Origin of the sequence: Vibrio sp. TRT 17S01 (assembly GCF_050113695.1) — a bacterium.
Taxonomy (GTDB): Bacteria; Pseudomonadota; Gammaproteobacteria; order Enterobacterales; family Vibrionaceae; genus Vibrio.
Genome location: NZ_JBNJOG010000003.1, coordinates 321,364 through 340,081 on the forward strand (window position 1 = coordinate 321,364; position 18,718 = coordinate 340,081).

12 protein-coding genes and 1 pseudogene are annotated in these 18,718 nt (G+C 43.7%); 5 read left to right on the top strand and 8 right to left on the bottom strand.

Going from position 1 to position 18,718, the window contains the following annotated elements; translation table 11 throughout:
* Positions 1 to 129: 129 nt before the first annotated feature.
* Positions 130 to 879: a molybdopterin-synthase adenylyltransferase MoeB gene (gene moeB / locus ACQEXS_RS07045; protein ID WP_427013304.1), complete on the bottom strand. Its 750-nt coding sequence runs from the start codon at positions 877 to 879 to the stop codon at positions 130 to 132.
* 8 nt (positions 880 to 887) lie between these two features.
* Positions 888 to 2,123 carry a molybdopterin molybdotransferase MoeA gene (gene moeA / locus ACQEXS_RS07050; protein WP_427013305.1) on the bottom strand — a complete coding sequence of 412 codons (1,236 nt, stop codon included), beginning with the start codon at positions 2,121 to 2,123 and terminating at the stop codon, positions 888 to 890.
* Between the two features lie 150 nt (positions 2,124 to 2,273).
* Between moeA and folE the strand changes: the two genes are divergently transcribed.
* Both folE and dbpA read left to right on the top strand, forming a co-directional pair.
* Positions 2,274 to 2,927, top strand: a complete 654-nt coding sequence (gene folE / locus ACQEXS_RS07055) for a GTP cyclohydrolase I FolE (RefSeq protein WP_367989806.1) — start codon at positions 2,274 to 2,276, stop codon at positions 2,925 to 2,927.
* Positions 2,928 to 3,030: 103 nt separating this feature from the next.
* On the top strand, positions 3,031 to 4,407 hold the full coding sequence (dbpA, locus tag ACQEXS_RS07060) for an ATP-dependent RNA helicase DbpA (protein WP_427013306.1): 1,377 nt from the start codon (positions 3,031 to 3,033) through the stop codon (positions 4,405 to 4,407).
* A 62-nt stretch (positions 4,408 to 4,469) separates the two neighbouring features.
* Here dbpA and msrB read toward each other — a convergent pair whose 3' ends face one another.
* The 4 genes and pseudogenes from msrB to ACQEXS_RS07080 all read right to left on the bottom strand — a co-directional run bounded on the left by msrB (position 4,470) and on the right by ACQEXS_RS07080 (position 10,657).
* Positions 4,470 to 5,609, bottom strand: coding sequence for a peptide-methionine (R)-S-oxide reductase MsrB (gene msrB, locus ACQEXS_RS07065; RefSeq protein WP_427013307.1), 1,140 nt, complete (start codon positions 5,607 to 5,609; stop codon positions 4,470 to 4,472).
* A gap of 132 nt (positions 5,610 to 5,741) precedes the next feature.
* The gene (locus ACQEXS_RS07070; protein ID WP_427013308.1) at positions 5,742 to 7,490 is read right to left on the bottom strand and encodes a formate--tetrahydrofolate ligase; all 1,749 of its coding nucleotides are present in this window, start codon (positions 7,488 to 7,490) and stop codon (positions 5,742 to 5,744) included.
* Between the two features lie 324 nt (positions 7,491 to 7,814).
* Positions 7,815 to 9,191, bottom strand: a pseudogene (pyk, locus tag ACQEXS_RS07075) (pyruvate kinase); the annotation flags it as partial.
* An 86-nt stretch (positions 9,192 to 9,277) separates the two neighbouring features.
* The gene (locus ACQEXS_RS07080; RefSeq protein WP_427013309.1) at positions 9,278 to 10,657 is read right to left on the bottom strand and encodes an MFS transporter; all 1,380 of its coding nucleotides are present in this window, start codon (positions 10,655 to 10,657) and stop codon (positions 9,278 to 9,280) included.
* 343 nt (positions 10,658 to 11,000) lie between these two features.
* Between ACQEXS_RS07080 and ACQEXS_RS07085 the strand changes: the two genes are divergently transcribed.
* From ACQEXS_RS07085 to ACQEXS_RS07095, 3 genes are read left to right on the top strand one after another with little or no spacing between them, the layout of a single operon-like run.
* The gene (locus tag ACQEXS_RS07085; RefSeq protein ID WP_427013310.1) at positions 11,001 to 12,251 is read left to right on the top strand and encodes an extracellular solute-binding protein; all 1,251 of its coding nucleotides are present in this window, start codon (positions 11,001 to 11,003) and stop codon (positions 12,249 to 12,251) included.
* Positions 12,248 to 14,611, top strand: coding sequence for an ATP-binding protein (locus ACQEXS_RS07090; protein WP_427013311.1), 2,364 nt, complete (start codon positions 12,248 to 12,250; stop codon positions 14,609 to 14,611). The genes ACQEXS_RS07085 and ACQEXS_RS07090 overlap by 4 nt, the downstream gene beginning before the upstream one ends.
* Positions 14,598 to 15,866 carry a sigma-54-dependent transcriptional regulator gene (locus ACQEXS_RS07095; RefSeq protein WP_427013312.1) on the top strand — a complete coding sequence of 423 codons (1,269 nt, stop codon included), beginning with the start codon at positions 14,598 to 14,600 and terminating at the stop codon, positions 15,864 to 15,866. Before ACQEXS_RS07090 ends, ACQEXS_RS07095 begins: the two co-directional genes overlap by 14 nt.
* Positions 15,867 to 15,920: 54 nt before the next feature.
* Here the strand turns inward: ACQEXS_RS07095 and ACQEXS_RS07100 are convergent, their stop codons facing one another.
* Together ACQEXS_RS07100 and ACQEXS_RS07105 are read right to left on the bottom strand one after the other, a co-directional pair.
* Positions 15,921 to 16,109 carry a hypothetical protein gene (locus tag ACQEXS_RS07100; protein WP_427009579.1) on the bottom strand — a complete coding sequence of 63 codons (189 nt, stop codon included), beginning with the start codon at positions 16,107 to 16,109 and terminating at the stop codon, positions 15,921 to 15,923.
* Positions 16,110 to 16,148: 39 nt separating this feature from the next.
* On the bottom strand, positions 16,149 to 18,500 hold the full coding sequence (locus ACQEXS_RS07105) for a fatty acid cis/trans isomerase (protein ID WP_427013313.1): 2,352 nt from the start codon (positions 18,498 to 18,500) through the stop codon (positions 16,149 to 16,151).
* Positions 18,501 to 18,718 lie beyond the last annotated feature (218 nt).

Sequence of the window (18,718 nt, forward strand, 5' to 3'; positions counted from 1 at the left end):
GCTATAAGATACTGATATATATAAACTTAATCTAATTGCGAAATAAAGAATGGGCGCATTCTCACTTTGACAACGATAATGAGAGAGTAAATTTGGCAAAACGATAAAAACATTTTGCCAAATTGAGAATCATGAGCAGACAGGGCAAGCGGGGATTTTCATCAAGTTCATTTCGCGCCATGACATGGTCATCGCGTCAAGCATAAGGATCTTACCTTGCATTGGCGTTCCGTAGCTCGCTAATACTTTAATTGTTTCCATCGCTTGGACCGCACCGACAATACCAACGACAGGGGCCATCACGCCAGCCTCCACACACGATAGTACGTTACTGCCAAACAGCGAGCTTAAACACTGGTAACAAGGTTCATCTTTGTCTTGATACATAAACACACTCACTTGACCTTCCATACGAATTGCTGCGCCTGAAACAAGTGGTGTTTTGGTTTGGTAGCATAGCTTGTTAAGTTGATTACGTGTATCAACGTTATCTGAAGCATCCAGAACTAAGTCATGTTGTTCAATAAGTTGAATCAGATCTTCATCAGTTAAGCGCTTATCAACCGTTTCTACGGTGATGTGCGGATTAAGTTCTCTCAACGTCTGTGCGGCTGAATCCACCTTTTTAACACCAATATCGCAATCGTGGTGAAGTACTTGCCGTTGTAAGTTAGACAACTCGACCACATCATCATCAATCAACGTAAGCTTACCAACGCCTGCAGTAGCCAAATATTGACTAGAAGCACAACCAAGCCCGCCAGCCCCAAGGATTAACACCGAAGCTTGTTTCAACGCTTCTTGGCCTTCGAAATCGAATTGCTTAAGAATGATCTGCCGGTTATACCGGAGCATTTCACTGTCTGACAGAATATCCAAAAGAACTCCTAATATAACGTATCGTTAAACAGTTGAATTTGGACAGTTTCGCCGACGTCAACCCGGCCGCGCTCGCGCTCGAGTACAACAAAGCAGTTAGCCAGGCTCATCGAACGAAATGCGCCAGAGCTTTGATTACCGGTTGTCTCTACCACAAACTGACCATTTTTTAATGTATAAATACCACGTTGATAGTCTGTACGCCCCGGTGCTTTTTTAAATGCGGTTTTGGTAACAGCAGGGATAGATAAAGGTGCTTTCCATTCCGTGTGACCAGCTAATTTTGCTAGCATAGGTTGGACCAAGACATACATTGTTAACACTGCCGAGACAGGGTTACCCGGAAGGCCGCAAAATAGGGCGGTATTAAGCTTGCCAAAAGCAAAAGGTTTGCCCGGTTTAATCGCTAATTTCCAAAAGCCGATCTCACCAAGTTCCTCCAAAATGTCTTTCGTGTAATCCGCTTCACCAACGCTCACACCACCAGATGTGACGACCACATCTGCAAGGGATTGCGCTTTTTCGAAGGTTGCTTTCAATGTTGCTGGACAATCAGGAATAATGCCAAGGTCAATGGCTTCACAGCCAAAGTTTTCGATCAACGGTTTAATGCCATAACGGTTGCTGTCGTAAATCTGGCCATCTTCAAGAGATTCACCAAGTGAGCGCAGTTCATCACCGGTTGAGAAGAACGCGACTTTGGGTTTGCGTACAACCGTCACATGGCTAATACCGAGTGACGCGATCATCGGGATATCACGTGGTGTTAGTTTCGCCCCTTTAGGCAGAACCATATCGCCTTGCTTGATGTCGTCACCCGTTGGTCGGATATTGTTCTGTGGTTTAATGTTCGTTTGCTTAAATAAAACGCCTTGCTCAGTCACTTCTGTTTCTTCTTGCATGATGACGGCATCACAGCCATTCGGGATTTTTGCGCCAGTCATAATGCGAATACAGGTGCCTTCCGGCCAGTCGCCTTCAAACGGCTGACCAGCAAATGACTTGCCTGCCATTGGTAGGGTACTGTTTTTGCTTAAGTCGGCAATTCGAACCGCATAACCATCCATCGCCGAGTTGTCAAAAGGCGGTACGAAAATTGGCGAAAGTACGTCTTCCGCTAATACATAACCTAACGCATCTGCAAGGGGGAGTTTCAAGGTGGTTTGAATTGGTTTGATTTGCGACAGCATTTTATCCATCGCTTCTTCAATCGGCATTAAGCCCGGAGCATCACAGCAACCCATGGAGATATCCTGTTGTATTGTAATTTGTGGCCAACTCTACCATAGAAAGGGGTTTAGAAAGAATGACCACCAATAAAATATGGTCGTAATTATTCAAAAATCCGAGTATCCTTGTCAGCCATCCGAAAGGGGTATTTAAGAGGAAGTGCGATGTCAGGTCTTAGCGAATCAGCCAAGTTAGTAAAAGATGCGCTAGAAAGCCGAGGTTTAGAGACACCAATGTCTCCAAATCAGTTTAACCGTGAAGAGAAAAAGGAAAAGATCGAGCACCACATGCGTGAGATCCTTTCTCTACTGGAATTAGACCTGTCTGACGACAGTCTGGAAGAAACCCCTCAGCGTATTGCTAAGATGTACGTTGACGAGATTTTCTCTGGTCTGGACTATCATAACTTCCCCAAAATTACGGTTATCGAAAACAAGATGAATGTCAGCGAGATGGTTCGTGTGAAAGACATTACCGTAACCAGTACTTGCGAACACCACCTTGTTACCATCGATGGAAAAGCCGCAGTGGCTTACATTCCACGTGGAAAAATCATTGGTCTTTCGAAGATTAATCGCATTGTTCGTTTCTTTGCTCAGCGCCCACAAGTGCAAGAGCGTATGACGCAGCAAATTTTGGTTGCGCTGCAAACCTTGCTGGAATCAGATGATGTAGCGGTTACCATTGATGCCACTCACTACTGCGTGAAATCTCGTGGTGTGATGGACGCAACAAGTGAAACTACAACTACTGCGCTGGGGGGAATATTTAAATCCAACTCAGCCACTCGCCATGAATTTTTACATGGCTTACGTTAATTAGAACGACGTATTGAGATTGATAAAAACCGCTTCCATTCGAAGCGGTTTTTAATTTAGTTGCATTAGCAACCCACAAAATTAAAGACATTAGGAAAAAATTGTGACTGTTCCTTTTAATACACTGCCACTAAAACCTGAGCTATTAGACACCCTGAAGTCATTGGGCTATAGCGAAATGACGCCTATTCAACAACAAAGCCTACCAGTGATTTTACAAGGTAAGGATGTTATTGGTCAGGGGAAAACGGGTTCGGGTAAAACTGCAGCGTTTTCATTGGGGTTATTATCAAACCTTAATGTAAAACGATTCCGAGTACAGTCTCTTGTTTTATGTCCGACACGTGAGCTCGCAGATCAAGTTGCGAAAGAAGTTCGTACACTTGCACGCGGTATTCACAATATTAAAGTGCTGACTTTGTGTGGCGGTATGCCGATGGGACCACAAATTGGTTCACTTGAGCATGGCGCACATATTCTCGTTGGAACGCCTGGTCGCATCCTCGATCACTTATCCAAAGGTCGTATTCAGCTTAATGAGCTCAACACACTAGTGTTGGACGAAGCCGATCGCATGTTAGAAATGGGTTTTGAGGAAGCAATTGACGCGATTTTGGCTCAAGCACCAGCCAATCGCCAAACACTTTTGTTTAGTGCAACTTTTCCAAAAAATATCGAGTCGCTTGCAACGAAGGTAATGCAAAACCCTGAGATGATTCAAGTTGAGTCAACTCATCAACACACCACCATTACTCAGAATATTTATCAACTAGATACAACTGAACAACGTGATGATGCATTAGAAGCTTTATTGCTGACTCATAAGCCTGAATCTTCCGTCGTATTTTGCAACACCAAAAAAGAAGTAATGAATGTGACCGATGAATTATCACATCGCGGATTCTCAGTGGTCGAGCTGCATGGTGACATGGAACAGCGCGAGCGCGAACAAGCATTGACCATGTTTGCAAATAAAAGCATTTCAATTCTGGTCGCAACTGATGTCGCAGCGCGTGGCTTAGATGTTGATAACCTAGATGCAGTATTTAACTTTGAGTTATCGCGTGATCCAGAAGTTCATGTCCATCGCATAGGTCGAACAGGCCGTGCGGGGTCAAAAGGTGCAGCATTCAGTTTCTTTGGTGAGAAAGAAGCTTATCGTGTTGCACGCATCGAAGAGTATATGGATGTCGTATTAGAACCTTCGAAACTTCCTGAAAAACCGATCGAAAGACCTTTCTACCCGAAAATGCAAACTATCCAAATTTTAGGTGGGAAGAAGCAAAAAGTGAGAGCAGGGGATATTTTAGGTGCACTCACAAAACAAGCGGGCATCGATGGCAAGCGCATCGGTAAAATCAGCATACTACCGATGGTTTCGTATGTTGCCGTTGAGCACGAAGTTGTTAAACCTGCATTGAAACAGCTTCAGACAGGGAAAATGAAAGGGCGTAGCTTCAAAGCGCGAGTAATGAAATAACTCAACACAATAAAAACAGCCAGTGTATTCCACTGGCTGTTTTATTTCGACATTTGGATGGATTAGCTGTCGAATAAGTAAAGGTAGTCTTCATAACCTTCTTTTGCCATGTCTTCTTTGGCGATAAATCTCATTGCCGCTGAATTCATGCAGTAGCGCAAACCCGTTGGTGCTGGCCCATCTTTGAATACATGCCCAAGGTGTGAGTCGCCAAAACGACTTCTGACTTCGGTTCTTGGATACACCAATTTGTAATCAGTATCAGTGACAATGTAACCTTCATTAATTGGCTTAGTAAAACTTGGCCATCCCGTCCCTGATTTGTACTTATCAGTCGAAGAGAATAGCGGTTCACCCGTTACGATATCAACGTAAATGCCCTCAGCTTTGTTATCCCAATATTCGTTTTGGAACGCACGCTCGGTGCCATCTTTTTGAGTCACGTAATATTGCGTATCACTAAGCATCTCACGAATTTTGCGATCAGACGGCTTACTGTACGCTTTAACCTTTGGCAGATGTTTGTTTTCATCGATTAACATACGCAATGTCTTTGGATTCTCTTCTCTATTTTCACCGAAAATTTCATCTAGGTATTGATCGCGTCCTGAGCCATAACGGTAATAGTTATAGCGGACCTTATTTCGCTTATAGTAATCTTGGTGATACGCTTCAGCAGGCCAAAATGAGCTGTATTTGATGAGCTCCGTTTTTAACGGTTTACCAAAGATACCGAGCTGTTCAATTTCTGCCATAAAGTCGGTAGCGATCTGTTTCTGTTGTTCATTGTGGTAAAAAATGGCAGGACGATATTGAGGGCCACGATCTACAAATGAACCTTTATCGTCGGTCGGGTCAATATGCCTAAACAATTGGTCTAAAACTTGCTCATAGGTAACAACATTTGGGTCATAAGTCACTTGTATGACTTCAATATGTCCGCTTTTACCCGATGAGACTTGTTTATAGGTTGGATTATCTAACGTCCCTCCGGCATAACCAGAGACAACATCGACCACACCGTCAAGCTTTTCCAAGTCAGATTCTGTACACCAAAAACAACCACCAGCTAATGTGGCAGTTTCCAATGCACTTGCGCTGGCCAACTTTGGCTGATTTTCGCTGCCAGCTTGGGAGAGGAAAGAGACGGCGACTACAAGCGTCGTAAAAATCGCAAGTAGAAAACGAGACTTCACTTTCATTGTTACCTCACTAATGAACGTTTATCTCTTTAATAGAACGTGGTTGAGGCAAAAAACTTGCACAGAGATCCATTTAATTTGTTCACCAAACAACGAAGCAAAAAAAAGCGGGGAAAATTCCCCGCTTATTTACTAACTTAATCCCACGATATTACCATCATCATCGAGGTCTAAATTCATAAATGCTGGTTTATCAGGCAGCCCCGGCATGGTCATCACATTGCCACACAGTGCGTAGATAAACCCTGCGCCAGCGCAGAGCTTAAGCTCCCTAACTGGAACATCAAAATGCTCAGGGGCACCTTTTATTGAGCCATCTGTGGTAATGGATAATGGTGTTTTTGCCATACATACAGCCAAGTCGTCAAAACCTTGGGCTTTCAACTGAGCAAGTTGCTGTTTCGCGGTTTCACTCAATACGATGCCTGACGCACCGTAACCACATTCAGCAACGGCCATGAGTTTTTCTTCTGTGGATTGAGAAAGGGCATAAAGCGGCTTAAATTGGGTCGTTTTATCACATTGACGCACCACTTTACGTGCAAGTTCTTGTGTGCCTTTACCGCCAGAAGAAAATCCTTCGCTGATCTCCACTTCAACATCGTTTGGAAGACCTTCAACCATTTGCTTTAATGCTTGTAATTCTTCTTCGCTGTCTTGTGGGAAACGGTTAATTGCAACCACAGCCGGGATTCCGTACTTATTAACATTATTAATGTGCCATTTGAGGTTATCAAAGCCAGCTTTTAATGCTTTATCATCTTTTTCGAATAAGCTTGATGGGATAGGTTGACCCGGTTTTAAATCATACAAACCAGAGTTGGCTTTTAATCCACGTAGTGTTGCAACGATAACAGCACAATCCGGCGCTTGCCCAGAAGCCTGAGCCTTGATGTTACACGCTTTTTCAAAACCCATATCGGAACCAAATCCACCTTCAGTCACCGTGTATTCAGACAGTTTTGTCGCGATCTTGTCAGCAATGATAGAAGAGTTTCCGTGCGCGATATTTGCGAATGGACCGGCATGAATCAGTGTTGGTACACCTTCAAGTGTTTGCATCAATGTAGGTTGAATGGCCTCTTTCATGCTCACAGCCATAGCACCTGCAACTTGAAGATCTTCAGTTGTAATAGGGGTGTTGTTTTCAGAATAAGCCACAACAATACGACCAATGCGGGCTCGTAAGTCTTTCAAATCCGAAGCAAGAGCCAATATTGCCATCAGCTCGGAAGCGGCTGAGATATCAAAACCATCTTGCCGCTCGTAACCATTAATGGTTTTACCTGCTTCATTTTGACCAACAGTGACCATTCTTAAAGCGCGATCGTTATGGTCCACAACGCGCTTCCATGTCACGCGTGTTGGGTCGATTCGTAAAGCTGGCAACCCTGTACGGCATTCAAAATCTTCATAGCCATTGCGCTGCTCGTGATAGATACGGGCATCAATCGCCGCAGAAGCTAAATTATGTGCTGCGGTGACGGCATGGATATCACCGGTAAGATGAAGATTAAGCTCTTCCATTGGTGCAACTTGAGAATAGCCACCGCCTGCTGCGCCGCCTTTTACGCCAAACACAGGTCCCATTGAAGGCTGGCGAATACACGCTATGACTGAATGACCAAGTTGTTGTATGCCTTGTGACAAGCCAATTGTCGTAACGGTTTTTCCTTCTCCCAGAGGTGTAGGAGTGATTGCAGTAACCAAGACTAACTTACCCGAAGGATGGTCACTGACACGCTTCAATACATCCAGCGACACTTTCGCCTTGTATTTACCTTGACTATAAAACTCTTTCTTTCGGAGCCCACAATCCGTTGCGATCTGTTGAATTGGCAGCAAATTAGCAGCGCGGCAAATTTCGATGTCTGACAGCATAAAAACCTCGAACTATATCTAAAACTGGTGAGGAAAACGTTTGCGTGTGCATAATATCGACAAAATATTCTTTGTAAAGTGTTATCGATAGCAAGGGCTAAATTCTAACCCAAATTTTATGTGTCAGAAACAATGCGAGTCACATCAATAAAAAAAGACCTGTCTTACGACAGGCCAAAATCCCTACGGGGGTCCTTGTGGAGCAAGGGTATGGGGTGATTAATGGATAGCTAAATGATCTTAGGCGGCAATCGCTTCGAGATTCTTCAAGTGGAGTAGTCGACACACATTGATGTTGCCAACACCTTCAACTGAATCCAGTTGCGTCATCAATATCGAATTGATACGGTGCGTTTTCGCTCGGCTTTCGAGGGATTCAATGATTTGGTTAGGTAGTTGTTCACTGCTGCCTTCAGGCGTGAAATACACAGGCTCGACACCGCGTAAAATGGACAGCTTAGCAAGCAACTGTATGTCATCACTCAACGCCCATATCGCGGCTTTGCTTTGACAGCGTGACATGAGCAGTGGCGTTTCTCCATGCTTGGTTAAAATAGCCACACCAAGATCATTGTGTACTTTCGAAGCAGAGATCATCGATGACAAGGCAAAACTCTTACCAGCATCATTACAAAGGTGTTGTAAGTGTTCCCAGCAATTGTGTGAGCATTCAATTTCTTGCTCCGCACCTTTGGCGATGCGTACCATCGCTTCGACTGCTTGAACAGGGTACTGACCCGCTGCGGATTCAGCAGATAACATGATCGCATCGGTACCATCGATAATTGCATTCGCAACATCCAGCACTTCAGCGCGGGTCGGTAATGGGTTTTCAATCATCGATTCCATCATTTGGGTGGCGGTAATAACAGGCTTTCCTAGAAACTTTGAGCGTGCGATCAGCGTCTTTTGTACAGAGGGAAGACGAGCGTCACCGATCTCCACCCCCAAATCACCACGTGCAACCATAATGACATCGGATGCATTAATCACATCATCCATCGCTTGCTGGTTAGCCACAACTTCAGCTCGTTCAACTTTAGCGACTATATGCGCATTGCATCCCGCTGCCACTGCAAGCTCTCGGGCATAATCTAAATCTTCTGCGCTACGTGGGAAGGAGACAGCTAGGAAATCGGCTTGCAGCTTGCCTGCAGTGATAATGTCCTGTTTGTCTTTTTCAGTCAGTGCTGGAGCCGAAAGGCCACCACCAAGTAAGTTGATTCCTTTACGGTTTGAAAGCTTGCCGCTATTTAAAACTTCAGTTTTAGCCCACTGTTGATCGGCATTTACTTCTTTGACCAATAACTGGATGCGTCCATCATCGAGCAATAGAGTGTCACCCTGCTTGATGTCTTGCAGTAGCTGCGGATAATCCAAACCTACTCGTTGTTGGTTACCAGATTGCGCATCCAACGTGCCATCGAGAATAAACTCATCACCTCTAGCCAACTGGATTGCACCTTGTTCAAAGCAAGCAATACGAATTTTCGGACCTTGTAAGTCTACTAACACGCCAACATGTTGATTAAGTTCGGAAGCTATTTTTCGTACCTGATGTGCTCTTGCAATATGTTCTTCAGCGGTGCCATGAGAAAAGTTAAGACGAACGACGTTCACACCAGCTTGAATTAATTGACTTAGAATTTCAGGACTTTCACTGGCAGGGCCAAGCGTTGCAACAATTTTAGTTTTACACATAAATTTCTACCTATAACGACACTATATAAAAGGGGAACTAAAAAGTGGAAGCAGGGACCTGAGCCTTAAGTCCCTGCGATAGTGCGTTAGTTAGCAGGTTTTACCTGAGCTTCTGATGCTTCTGGTGCATCAATATCAACAACTTTCTTAGCATTCCATACCGTTAGGGCTAAGAAGAGTGATACCACACCTGCCGCGAGCCAGAAGTACTGTGCTTGGGTAAAGTCATAGTGTTTAACACCATCAACTTCAGTAATCGTAATCAATGATGCAGAGATAACTTCCTGTGCTGATGCCGCGATGTATGAGAACAGACCGATAAACCCTTTTACTGCGCCCACTGCATTTTTTGGCATCAAGTCACAAGCGGTAAGACCAGCAAGGAAGACAACAAGACCACCAATTGCAAAACCAATTAGTCCGAGTGCTACAGCGTCAACAACGCGGTTATCCGGACCAAAGAACATCAGGCACATACCCGCGATGTTTGCGATTCCGTAAAGTAGAGTAGGGATATGACGGTTTGCGTTGAACACTTTGTCAGAAATAATGCCTGATAAAATTGCACCTGCTAGGCCCGCAATTGGATACGTTGACATTGCAAAACCGGCATCAATTAACGAGTAACCTTTGGACTCTTGTAGGTACAACACAGCCCAAGAAGACATCGCGTAACGAGAGACATACATAGCGGCACATGCTGCTGCAATTAGCCATACAGCTGGTTGTTTAAGAATGAAAAGCTGTGCTTTACGAGTTTCTTTTGGATCATTTTTCTTCTTAATTTCCGGCTCTTCGTCAAATGCTGTAGCTGCATCTGGCAAACCGTAGGTTTGTGGACGATCTTTCAGTGCTAGGAACATGCATAACGCAGCAGCAATAGCAGCGATACCTGCACCGATGAAACCTGCACGCCAGCCCAAGTAGCTCACTAGTGTGGCAGTTAGGATCCAAGTGATACCTTCACCAATGTTACGTGAGCCACCCCATACAGAATAACGACTGCCACGTTGTTTTGGAGAGAACCATTGGAACAGTGACACACACGATGGCGCAGAGCCCACAGACTGGAACCAACCATTCAAACCCCAAAGTAGGATAAAGAATAAGCCAGCGGTGTTCATGCCCATCAGGATCGCTGTTATACCCGACAAGACAAGGGAGAACGACATAAAGCGGCCGATATTGGCATAGTCAGAAAGGAAGCCGTTCGAGAACTTACCAATTGCATACGTAAAGAAGAACGCCGAGCCCATGAGACCAAGTTCTTCAATCGTTACAATCCCAGCGTCTAGCATTGGTTTTTTAACAACACCAAGGCTCATTCGCACAACATAAAATACTGCGTATCCAAACACTAACCCAAGAAATACTTGCCATTGGTAGCGTTTAAAACGCGCTTGCATCGCCTCTTTCGAACCGTCCGATAATGGTTGGTCTGGGCGAGTTTTAAAGAAATTAAGCATAGTGCTGCTCTCCATGTTTCTCAAAGTTACAAAACTCAATTTGTTTTGGCGGGAGCATCATGCAACGCACTTATTTTTCTATCAAAAGTACCAATTTGAGGCAGAAATGACTCAAAACGTTTAAGTAGGCGGGTCAGAAATGGGACTTTTTATCGTGGCAAACGAAGGATAGTTGGTAAAATTATCATTATTGAATGTGGCATTGCGTCATCAATGACCCATTTCAGCGCTTTGGTTATTTTGTATGAGAGTGCGATATTTTGAGTGAACGCACATTAAATAAGGTTTTTGTGAAGTGGCGATAAAGTGTTTCAAGCAAAGGATATGGTCATTAGGTTTAATTTTGTGCGGATTAGTTGCGCCTTCAGCCTTTGGCAAAAACAATGAGTTGGTGATTTTGACGACGTTTTCCAGCGAGCCGATAGAAGGATTGATTTCGGAATTTAAAATCAAACATCCTGATACGGAAGTCAAAGTGATTCATCGTCGAACACAGTCTGCTATTCAAATGCTAAACAAGCGTTTTATTCAAGACATCGACATGGTTTTAAGCTCGTCGCCTTTTTTAATGCAACAGTTGGAAAGGCGAGCACAATTAGCACAAACACCTGTCAAAACCATTACACCAGAGTGGCTTTCTGAATTCGTATTACCGCCGAAAGATAAAGTAGTGAGCATTGGTTATTCAGGCGCGGGCGTGATTTGGAATCAGGACTACTTAAAAACCTATCATTTACCTTTACCTAAATCGTTTATCGACTTAACGGCACCGACTTACTTCGGGCATATTACGATGAGTACGCCGAGTCGTTCAGGTACGACACAAATGATGATTGAAAGCATTTTAACCCGATATGGTTGGGAACAAGGTTGGCGCATCGTGCTCAACATAGGTGCGAACTTAGGTACCATCTCTTCGCGTAGCTTTGGTGTGAGTGATTATGTGGCTAAAGGACAATTTGCCATTGGGCCAACCATCGATAGTTACGCGATGATCTTAAGTAGGCGCTTTAACCACCTTGGATTTGCGTACGATAAAGACTTTACATTAATGCCAACTTATGTGGCTCAAATTAGTAAAAACGATAGCGACGAAGCGGTGCGTCAGTTTATTGAGTTCTTAATTTCGGATTCTGTTCAACAAAACCTACAGACGATCAGTTTCTCGAAACACGCGCTCAACAATCCAGAATTGTTCAACCAGAAAATACCAAGCCTTGATTTGGCGATTGTAATGGAAAGGGAAACCTTAGTTAACCAAATCTTCGACAACGCGATTACCCAAAGGCTACCAGGATTACAAGATAGCTGGGCGAGTATCATTAAGCTTCAAAAACAATTCCAAGATTTTCCCAAACAGCAACAACGATTAGAGCAAGTAGCGAAAATACTATTCACGCTCCCTGTCAGCGAGAAAGAGATACAACAATTAAGCCAACAATTGAATGCGCTTGAACAGGACTCCAATCTATTGAGTGGCAAAAAAGAGGCGATGATAGCCGAGTTTAACTATCGACTAAACAGTAAGCTCGACAAGAATCTTGAGCTGGTTCAGCAAGATCTGCGTGCAATTCAACAAGAGTTAATGCCGTGAAGAAATACAATACGATAGGGACCAAGCTTGTTATCGCTTTTGCATGTTCTACGCTGCTTTTAACCGTAGTAAGTATCGTTGCGTGGGGTACATGGAATCGGCTGGATGGGCAGGTGAGTGAATTGCTTGAAACCAGTGTGCCTAAATATAACGCCAGCTATGTATTGGAGAGTAAAAGTAGTGAGATCCGTCACCGGGTGCAATTACTGTCTAAAGTCACTAATAAAGTGGAGCTAGAAAGCCAGATTCAAATTCTCAACGAACAGTTTGCTCTCATTACAACGACGCTCGAACAAGATGTATTGAACCAACAACCCGTGAATAACGAGCTGCATCAACTAAAACAACATTATGTTTTATTGAAATCCTCTTTGGTTACATATGGCGAACTTGTACATGCACGTGTTGACCAAGTCCGGCAAATTCAAATGCTAACGGAGAGATTGGATTGGATCCACCAAGATATCCGCTCTGAACTTAAGCCAATGCAGCAGGAATTTCATTGGCTGATTGAGCGGGACAACAAAACCAATAATGGCTATAGCACATTTGAACAACTGCGTAGTATTCAGCAGATCCTTGATCTTGAGTCTTCCGTTTATGAAATGACTTCAGAGTTAATGAATGCAAATCAGGTTGCGCAAGTTAACAATGCACTGAAAGTCATTCAATATCGTGTTGATGATTTAGCGCAAAGCAGCCAAACCATTCTCAAGTTGCCATCATCCATTGCTTACGAACAGTTGTTGAATGAGTTAACCATCTTACTCGGTCCGGAGGGGCAATTTCACCAACAATTACTGGAACAGGTTTCACTCACCAAGCGGTTACAAGCCATTAGCTTCAGCATTGAAAGACAATTAAAATCGATCCATGACGAGATCGCTGGGTTAGTGGCCAATGCTGATAATGATTTTGTTAAAGTAAAAAGTGACACTGCAACGTTGGTCACATCTGGAAACCAAGTTTTACTCATTTGTTTTGGCTTATCGATTTTAACCAGTCTATTTTTAGCCTTTTACTTTATCAATCGCCGTATTGTTGCCCGTCTTAATGCACTGAGTTCAAGCATTGATGCGATTATAGACAATGACTTGAACCACCCGATTCGAGCCGATGGAAATGATGAAATAGGGCGGCTTAGCCACAAGTTGATCGAGTATGGTGAGAAAGTAAAAGAAATTCAGCGTACCAACGCCATCAGCTTAATTAACAATACCACCGCGAGTCTGCTTACTTGTGATCTTAAAGGGCACATCGAATCCGCCAACCTAAGTGCACGAAAGCTTCTTGGCATTGAAGAATTTATCCAGCAGCAACCTATTTGGCAGTCATTTACCGAAGTTAACCAACGCGCACTGGCGAATGTATTTCAACGCAGTGGAGAATTATTTGAACAAGGGTACGACGAAAGAACATTATCTATCGAGGTCAATGAACATTGTTATCTGCACTTTGATTTTCGTCTGTTCTCTCACGGCCAACTTGAAAAAGTCATCGTCACCATTACTGACGTGACCGAACAGGAAAGTACTAACCGAGAGCTTGAAAAACGAGTTGCAGAAAAAACGCAAGATCTATTGGAAAAGAACTTAAAACTGTCACAAGAAGTGATCGTTCGCGAACGGGCAGAAGAGCACCTTCGAAAAACGCAAGGGGAACTCATCCAAGCAGCCAAAATGGCTGTTGTTGGCCAAACCATGACAAGTTTGGCTCATGAGTTAAATCAACCTTTAAATGCAATGTCGACCTACCTATTTAGTGCGCGCATGTTTAACCAGCAAGGTGAGCCAGAAAAGGTTGAGCATTCGATTAGCCATATCGAAGGTCTGTCCGAGCGAATGGGTAAAATCATCAATAGTCTGAGAAATTTTGCTAAAAAATCCGACCCAGACAAACACACACAGCTTAAAAACCTTCATGAAATCACCGAACATGCCATTACGATCGTAAATACCAAAGCGAAGCGGCAACAGGTAGTTATCCGGAATCAACTTCCTGAAGAGTTTAATGTATGGGCAAATCCTGTCGCGATTGAACAGGTGCTTATAAATTTGTTAGTAAACGGCTGTGAAGCCATTGCTGAGTCGAAAAGTAGCAAAGGATGGATCGACATCGTTCACCTTCATTCAACACCCAAACATCATGTCGTTGCGATTGCAGACTCTGGCGATGGATTTGATGATGGTATTGTGCAGCAACTATTTACCCCATTTACCACCACAAAAGAAGTGGGGCTTGGACTTGGGCTCAACATCTGTAAATCAATCGTAGAAAGATACTCAGGACATATTTATTTAGCCTCAGATATTGACCGTGGGGCATTGGTAATTTTGGAACTACCTTATGAACAGCAATAAATTTTCAGTTTTACTTGTCGACGATGATCAAGATGTGCTCGATTCATACGCGCACCTCATGGATATTTCAGGGATCAATGCAAAAGCAGTCAATGACCCAACAAATGCGTGTGATTATTTAGAGCCGGACTGGCCTGGGGTAGTTTTACTCGATATGTACATGCCCCAAATGCATGGTATGGAGCTATTAGCACATATCAAAGACATTGATGAGCGCATTCCCGTCGTTGTTATCACAGGACATGGCGATATCCCAATGGCGGTGGACGCTGTCAAGAAAGGCGCTTGTGAGTTTTTAGAGAAGCCGATTAATCCGGTCGAACTGTTGACCTTAGTGAAACAACATTTGGAGGTACGAAGGGCTTTTGTCGAGCAGAAACGTTCTGTGGACAAAGCGATCGATAAAGCTCTGATTGGTACCTCAGCTCAAATGAAACAAATACGAGAGCATGTGTCTCAGTATGCGTTGATCGACAATCATATTGTCATTTGGGGCGAGTCGGGCAGTGGACGCCGAAGCATTGCGCACATTATTCATCACATGGTAAACATTAATCACGAGCGCCATATCCAAGAGCTACGCATAACAGAAGCTTTGTCTCGTGACGAGCTGGATCACGCTTTCAAATCCTGTATCGACGGGACTTTAATTCTTGAAAACTTGATAGCAATGAGTGAGCCGCTACAAAGAGACCTGATTCAATTGCTGTTAAACCAAGAACGTTGTGGAACAAACCGTGTTCGAGTTATTACAATCTTCTCAGAAGAACCAGAAAGCCTAATGGCAAGCAATTCACTCTTGCCTGAGCTCTATTATTTACTCAATCAAGGGGCCATTCAGGTCCCTTCATTACGCCAACGGCCTGATGATATCGCATCGATTTTTCACTACTTCCTTAAACAGAGCTGCAACAAGCTGGGGAAACTGTTGCCAGCAGTCGATTCAAATTACTTGGGTTTACTAAGAGCACATGATTGGCCGGGAAACGTCCGCGAATTACGCAACGTGGCCGAGCTGTATGCGATTGGTATCGTGAAATTGACCGGGAAAGAGCGTATTTACACCCAGACTGAGCTGCAAAGTCCGCTGGATGAGCTGGTGGATGATTATGAAAAACGAATTATTGAAGATGCACTGTTTCTTCATTCGGGACGAGTCAGTGATGCAGCAAATTACTTACAAATACCGCGGAAAAAGCTGTATTTAAGGATGAAAAAACACGGCATTGAAAAAGACGATTATAAAAGCCGTTAACCAATAAAAAAGCCCCGTATTGTCGGGGCTTTTCAGTCACTAGGCGAATTTAACTTAATACCAATCATCGTCAGGGTAAAACTTACCTTCTGGCGCATAGGGGTCATCATCAAATGGATGTTCAGCTTTGCCACGTAACATTTCAAGCTGGTTTTCAAGCATATTGACAGTATCGTAATCGCCTTCAGAGCAGGCTACATAGATCTGCTGCTCTAACGCCTCAATGCTATCTCGAATACTCATAACCCACCTCCTGTTACCACTACAGCCGATTAAACGGTTCTACCTATTCTCAAATCGATTATAGTCAAGTAATCCAAATTCGATCGGTTGATTTTTCTTATACCAAGCGTGGACTCTGTCGCTAAATGGCCAAAATGCTTCAGAGCTACGACGAATTGCGAATTTATCCAATAACTTAACGTAATCTTGTTCAGTTTTTATTGATTCCAACATCCCAACCAGTTCCGCTACATCGTCTTCTTTTAGAGACAAATATGCGGCAGGATAGCTGCCCAAAACACCTCTTACTAATGTCAGATCGTCATTTTGAATATCACGGTTGCTCGCTTCATCAAACAAACTGGAAATATTGGTGTGAGCGTTGTTATGCAATAGAGTAAACAGCTGGTCTTGCCCGGAGTTTGATTCGATCATGATCATCATAATTTGAGGAATGTAGATCAGTCCTTCACCCTTAATATTATCAATGCGGCGTAATAATGCTTCGTTTTTGCCACTCAAGCCCGTTTGCTCAATTGCATAGCGGCGATTGAGAACTGGCGCGAGTTGCGTTCTAAGCACATCATACAATTCAGACTTCGGATCATCAGTTTGATACGGCACGTGAGTAGGTTGGTTAAATGGCTTCACATTCCTTTGTAAAAAGTCACTCAGTTGAGGGCTTTGATCTTGGTACCAACTTTGCTGCTCAATATGGCGCATATCTTTTGGCAATAAAGCGACGAAATTACTTTCGCCTTCAAGGCGCAAGAAGTCCATGTACATACGAGTGATAAGCTGATGCCCGAAATTGCCATACACATCAAACCCAGCCACCAATAAGTAGTGGATCCGTTCTAACAGTGCATAATCTAATACCCAAGCGGTTTTCGGCGGCTTGCCCACAAGACCTTGTACAACAGAAGCGCTATCAAAATGGCGGAATACCGTCAGTGCAGCATTCGAGTTCACACCGTCGCCATTCCAAAGCACGTCCGTCGTCAGATGCGTACCATCGGCAAAAAACTGATTGATGAAGTCAGACTTTGCTTGGAGGTATCGAGCTTGTTGACGGGAATAACGCACCCAATGCGTGATCGGCAGGGTATTGCTTTCAAGTTCACCAGGCAGTTTTAGATTGTCTGCTTGGCTGCGGTAGAACTCATTAACTTCAGGAATATTCGACGTCTCTGGGTCTAAGAAGAACACCCAAAATCGGTCGTTAATGACATTGAGCGCTAGTTGGCCGCGGCAAACCGGCCCTTTGATAAACGCCATAATGGTATTTTGTGCATTATCTAACATGAACTTAAAACGTGACTGAACTGGTAGATCGATAAAGGCAGTCATCGGGTTGGCTGCGACTTCAGTGTCATAACTTGGTAGCGTCGCAACCGTGTAGTCCGCATCGATAAACCAAGCTTTCCAGTTCTCCATACGCGCATCATTCAACGCGTATGGCATGTGCGTTTTGTCGACAGTCGTCCCTTGCTCTGGAATAAGGCGGTAGTACACCCGATAAACCTTAGGATCATCATAGGGGCGACGCGTTGCAATGCGTTTAACGGGTTCGCCGGGTGGCGTTTCAGAACGTACTAGCGAAAAAAAGCGAGGTTGTGAAAGGTCAGAAAAATACAGGTGAGATAAAAACAAATGCTCGTAAATATACCTTGCTGCCAATTGGTTTTTACGAGAGCCTTTATTGAGCAATGCTTCATATTCATTGACAAGCGCTTGTTGCTCAAGTGTCAGTGGAATATGGGCATTCATTACCGCACCATTTTCAAGCCAGTACATCAATGTGTTGTACTCATCCTTGGCAAGATTAGGCATCCCATAAGGCATTCCCCATGTTGGATGTTCACTTTGATAGCTATCCAGCTCTTCAATTGTAGGACAGACTTGATCGCGGTCGACGGAGAAATCAAAGCCTTCTAACTGTGCTTGTTGAGGTAATGGATGTTTCTCTTTTTGTAACAATAACCGAGCCATGAGACCCGCTTCCATGTTGGCCGTTGTTGTTTGGTCTCGTTCATTCAAAACCGGATGGAATCCAGCATCACGCCACCCTTGAGTGGTATCAGCATCTTCAAAAAGTCGGGTAGGAGACGTAGCACGAAGGCGAGTTCCTTGATAGACCAGCGTCTTATTCGCTCCTCGATCAATACCTTCCACTGAACTCATCTTTAACTGACAAGGCGCATCATAACAGGCATGACAAACCACGCAGCGATTATCAATAATGGGTTTTACATCATTAAGGAAAGTCTGTGCTTGCTGGCTGCTCAATGGGGCCTGTCGTACTTGAACTCGCTCAGAACCGAATAGTTGATCGTAGTTAAGTCCGGCATAGGTGGCACAACCAGCAAATAACGTTGCTGCAAAAAGGATGGCTACAGTGCGTAAATTCATAAATTGTCAGTATTTTCTTATTAATCCAAACAGTATAACGAAAACTCAGAATAAGTGAGAGGGCACCTAACAATAGTAAACACGTTGATCCGATTAAGAAGCGTAAATAAACACAATTCAACAAGCAATTATGAGTTAAAAAGAAAAACAAAAGCCACATTGCTTATGTGGTTATATTTTGCACATTAAAGAAATTCAACGTGATTAGAATCACTTTT

Coding starts and splice junctions, on each gene's coding strand:
- moeA (WP_427013305.1), bottom strand. CDS start 2,123: ATGGGTTGCTGTGATGCTCCGGGCTTAATGCCGATTGAAGAAGCGATG.
- folE (WP_367989806.1), top strand. CDS start 2,274: ATGTCAGGTCTTAGCGAATCAGCCAAGTTAGTAAAAGATGCGCTAGAA.
- ACQEXS_RS07080 (WP_427013309.1), bottom strand. CDS start 10,657: ATGCTTAATTTCTTTAAAACTCGCCCAGACCAACCATTATCGGACGGT.
- ACQEXS_RS07100 (WP_427009579.1), bottom strand. CDS start 16,109: ATGAGTATTCGAGATAGCATTGAGGCGTTAGAGCAGCAGATCTATGTA.
- ACQEXS_RS07095 (WP_427013312.1), top strand. CDS start 14,598: ATGAACAGCAATAAATTTTCAGTTTTACTTGTCGACGATGATCAAGAT.
- ACQEXS_RS07070 (WP_427013308.1), bottom strand. CDS start 7,490: ATGCTGTCAGACATCGAAATTTGCCGCGCTGCTAATTTGCTGCCAATT.
- ACQEXS_RS07105 (WP_427013313.1), bottom strand. CDS start 18,500: ATGAATTTACGCACTGTAGCCATCCTTTTTGCAGCAACGTTATTTGCT.
- msrB (WP_427013307.1), bottom strand. CDS start 5,609: ATGAAAGTGAAGTCTCGTTTTCTACTTGCGATTTTTACGACGCTTGTA.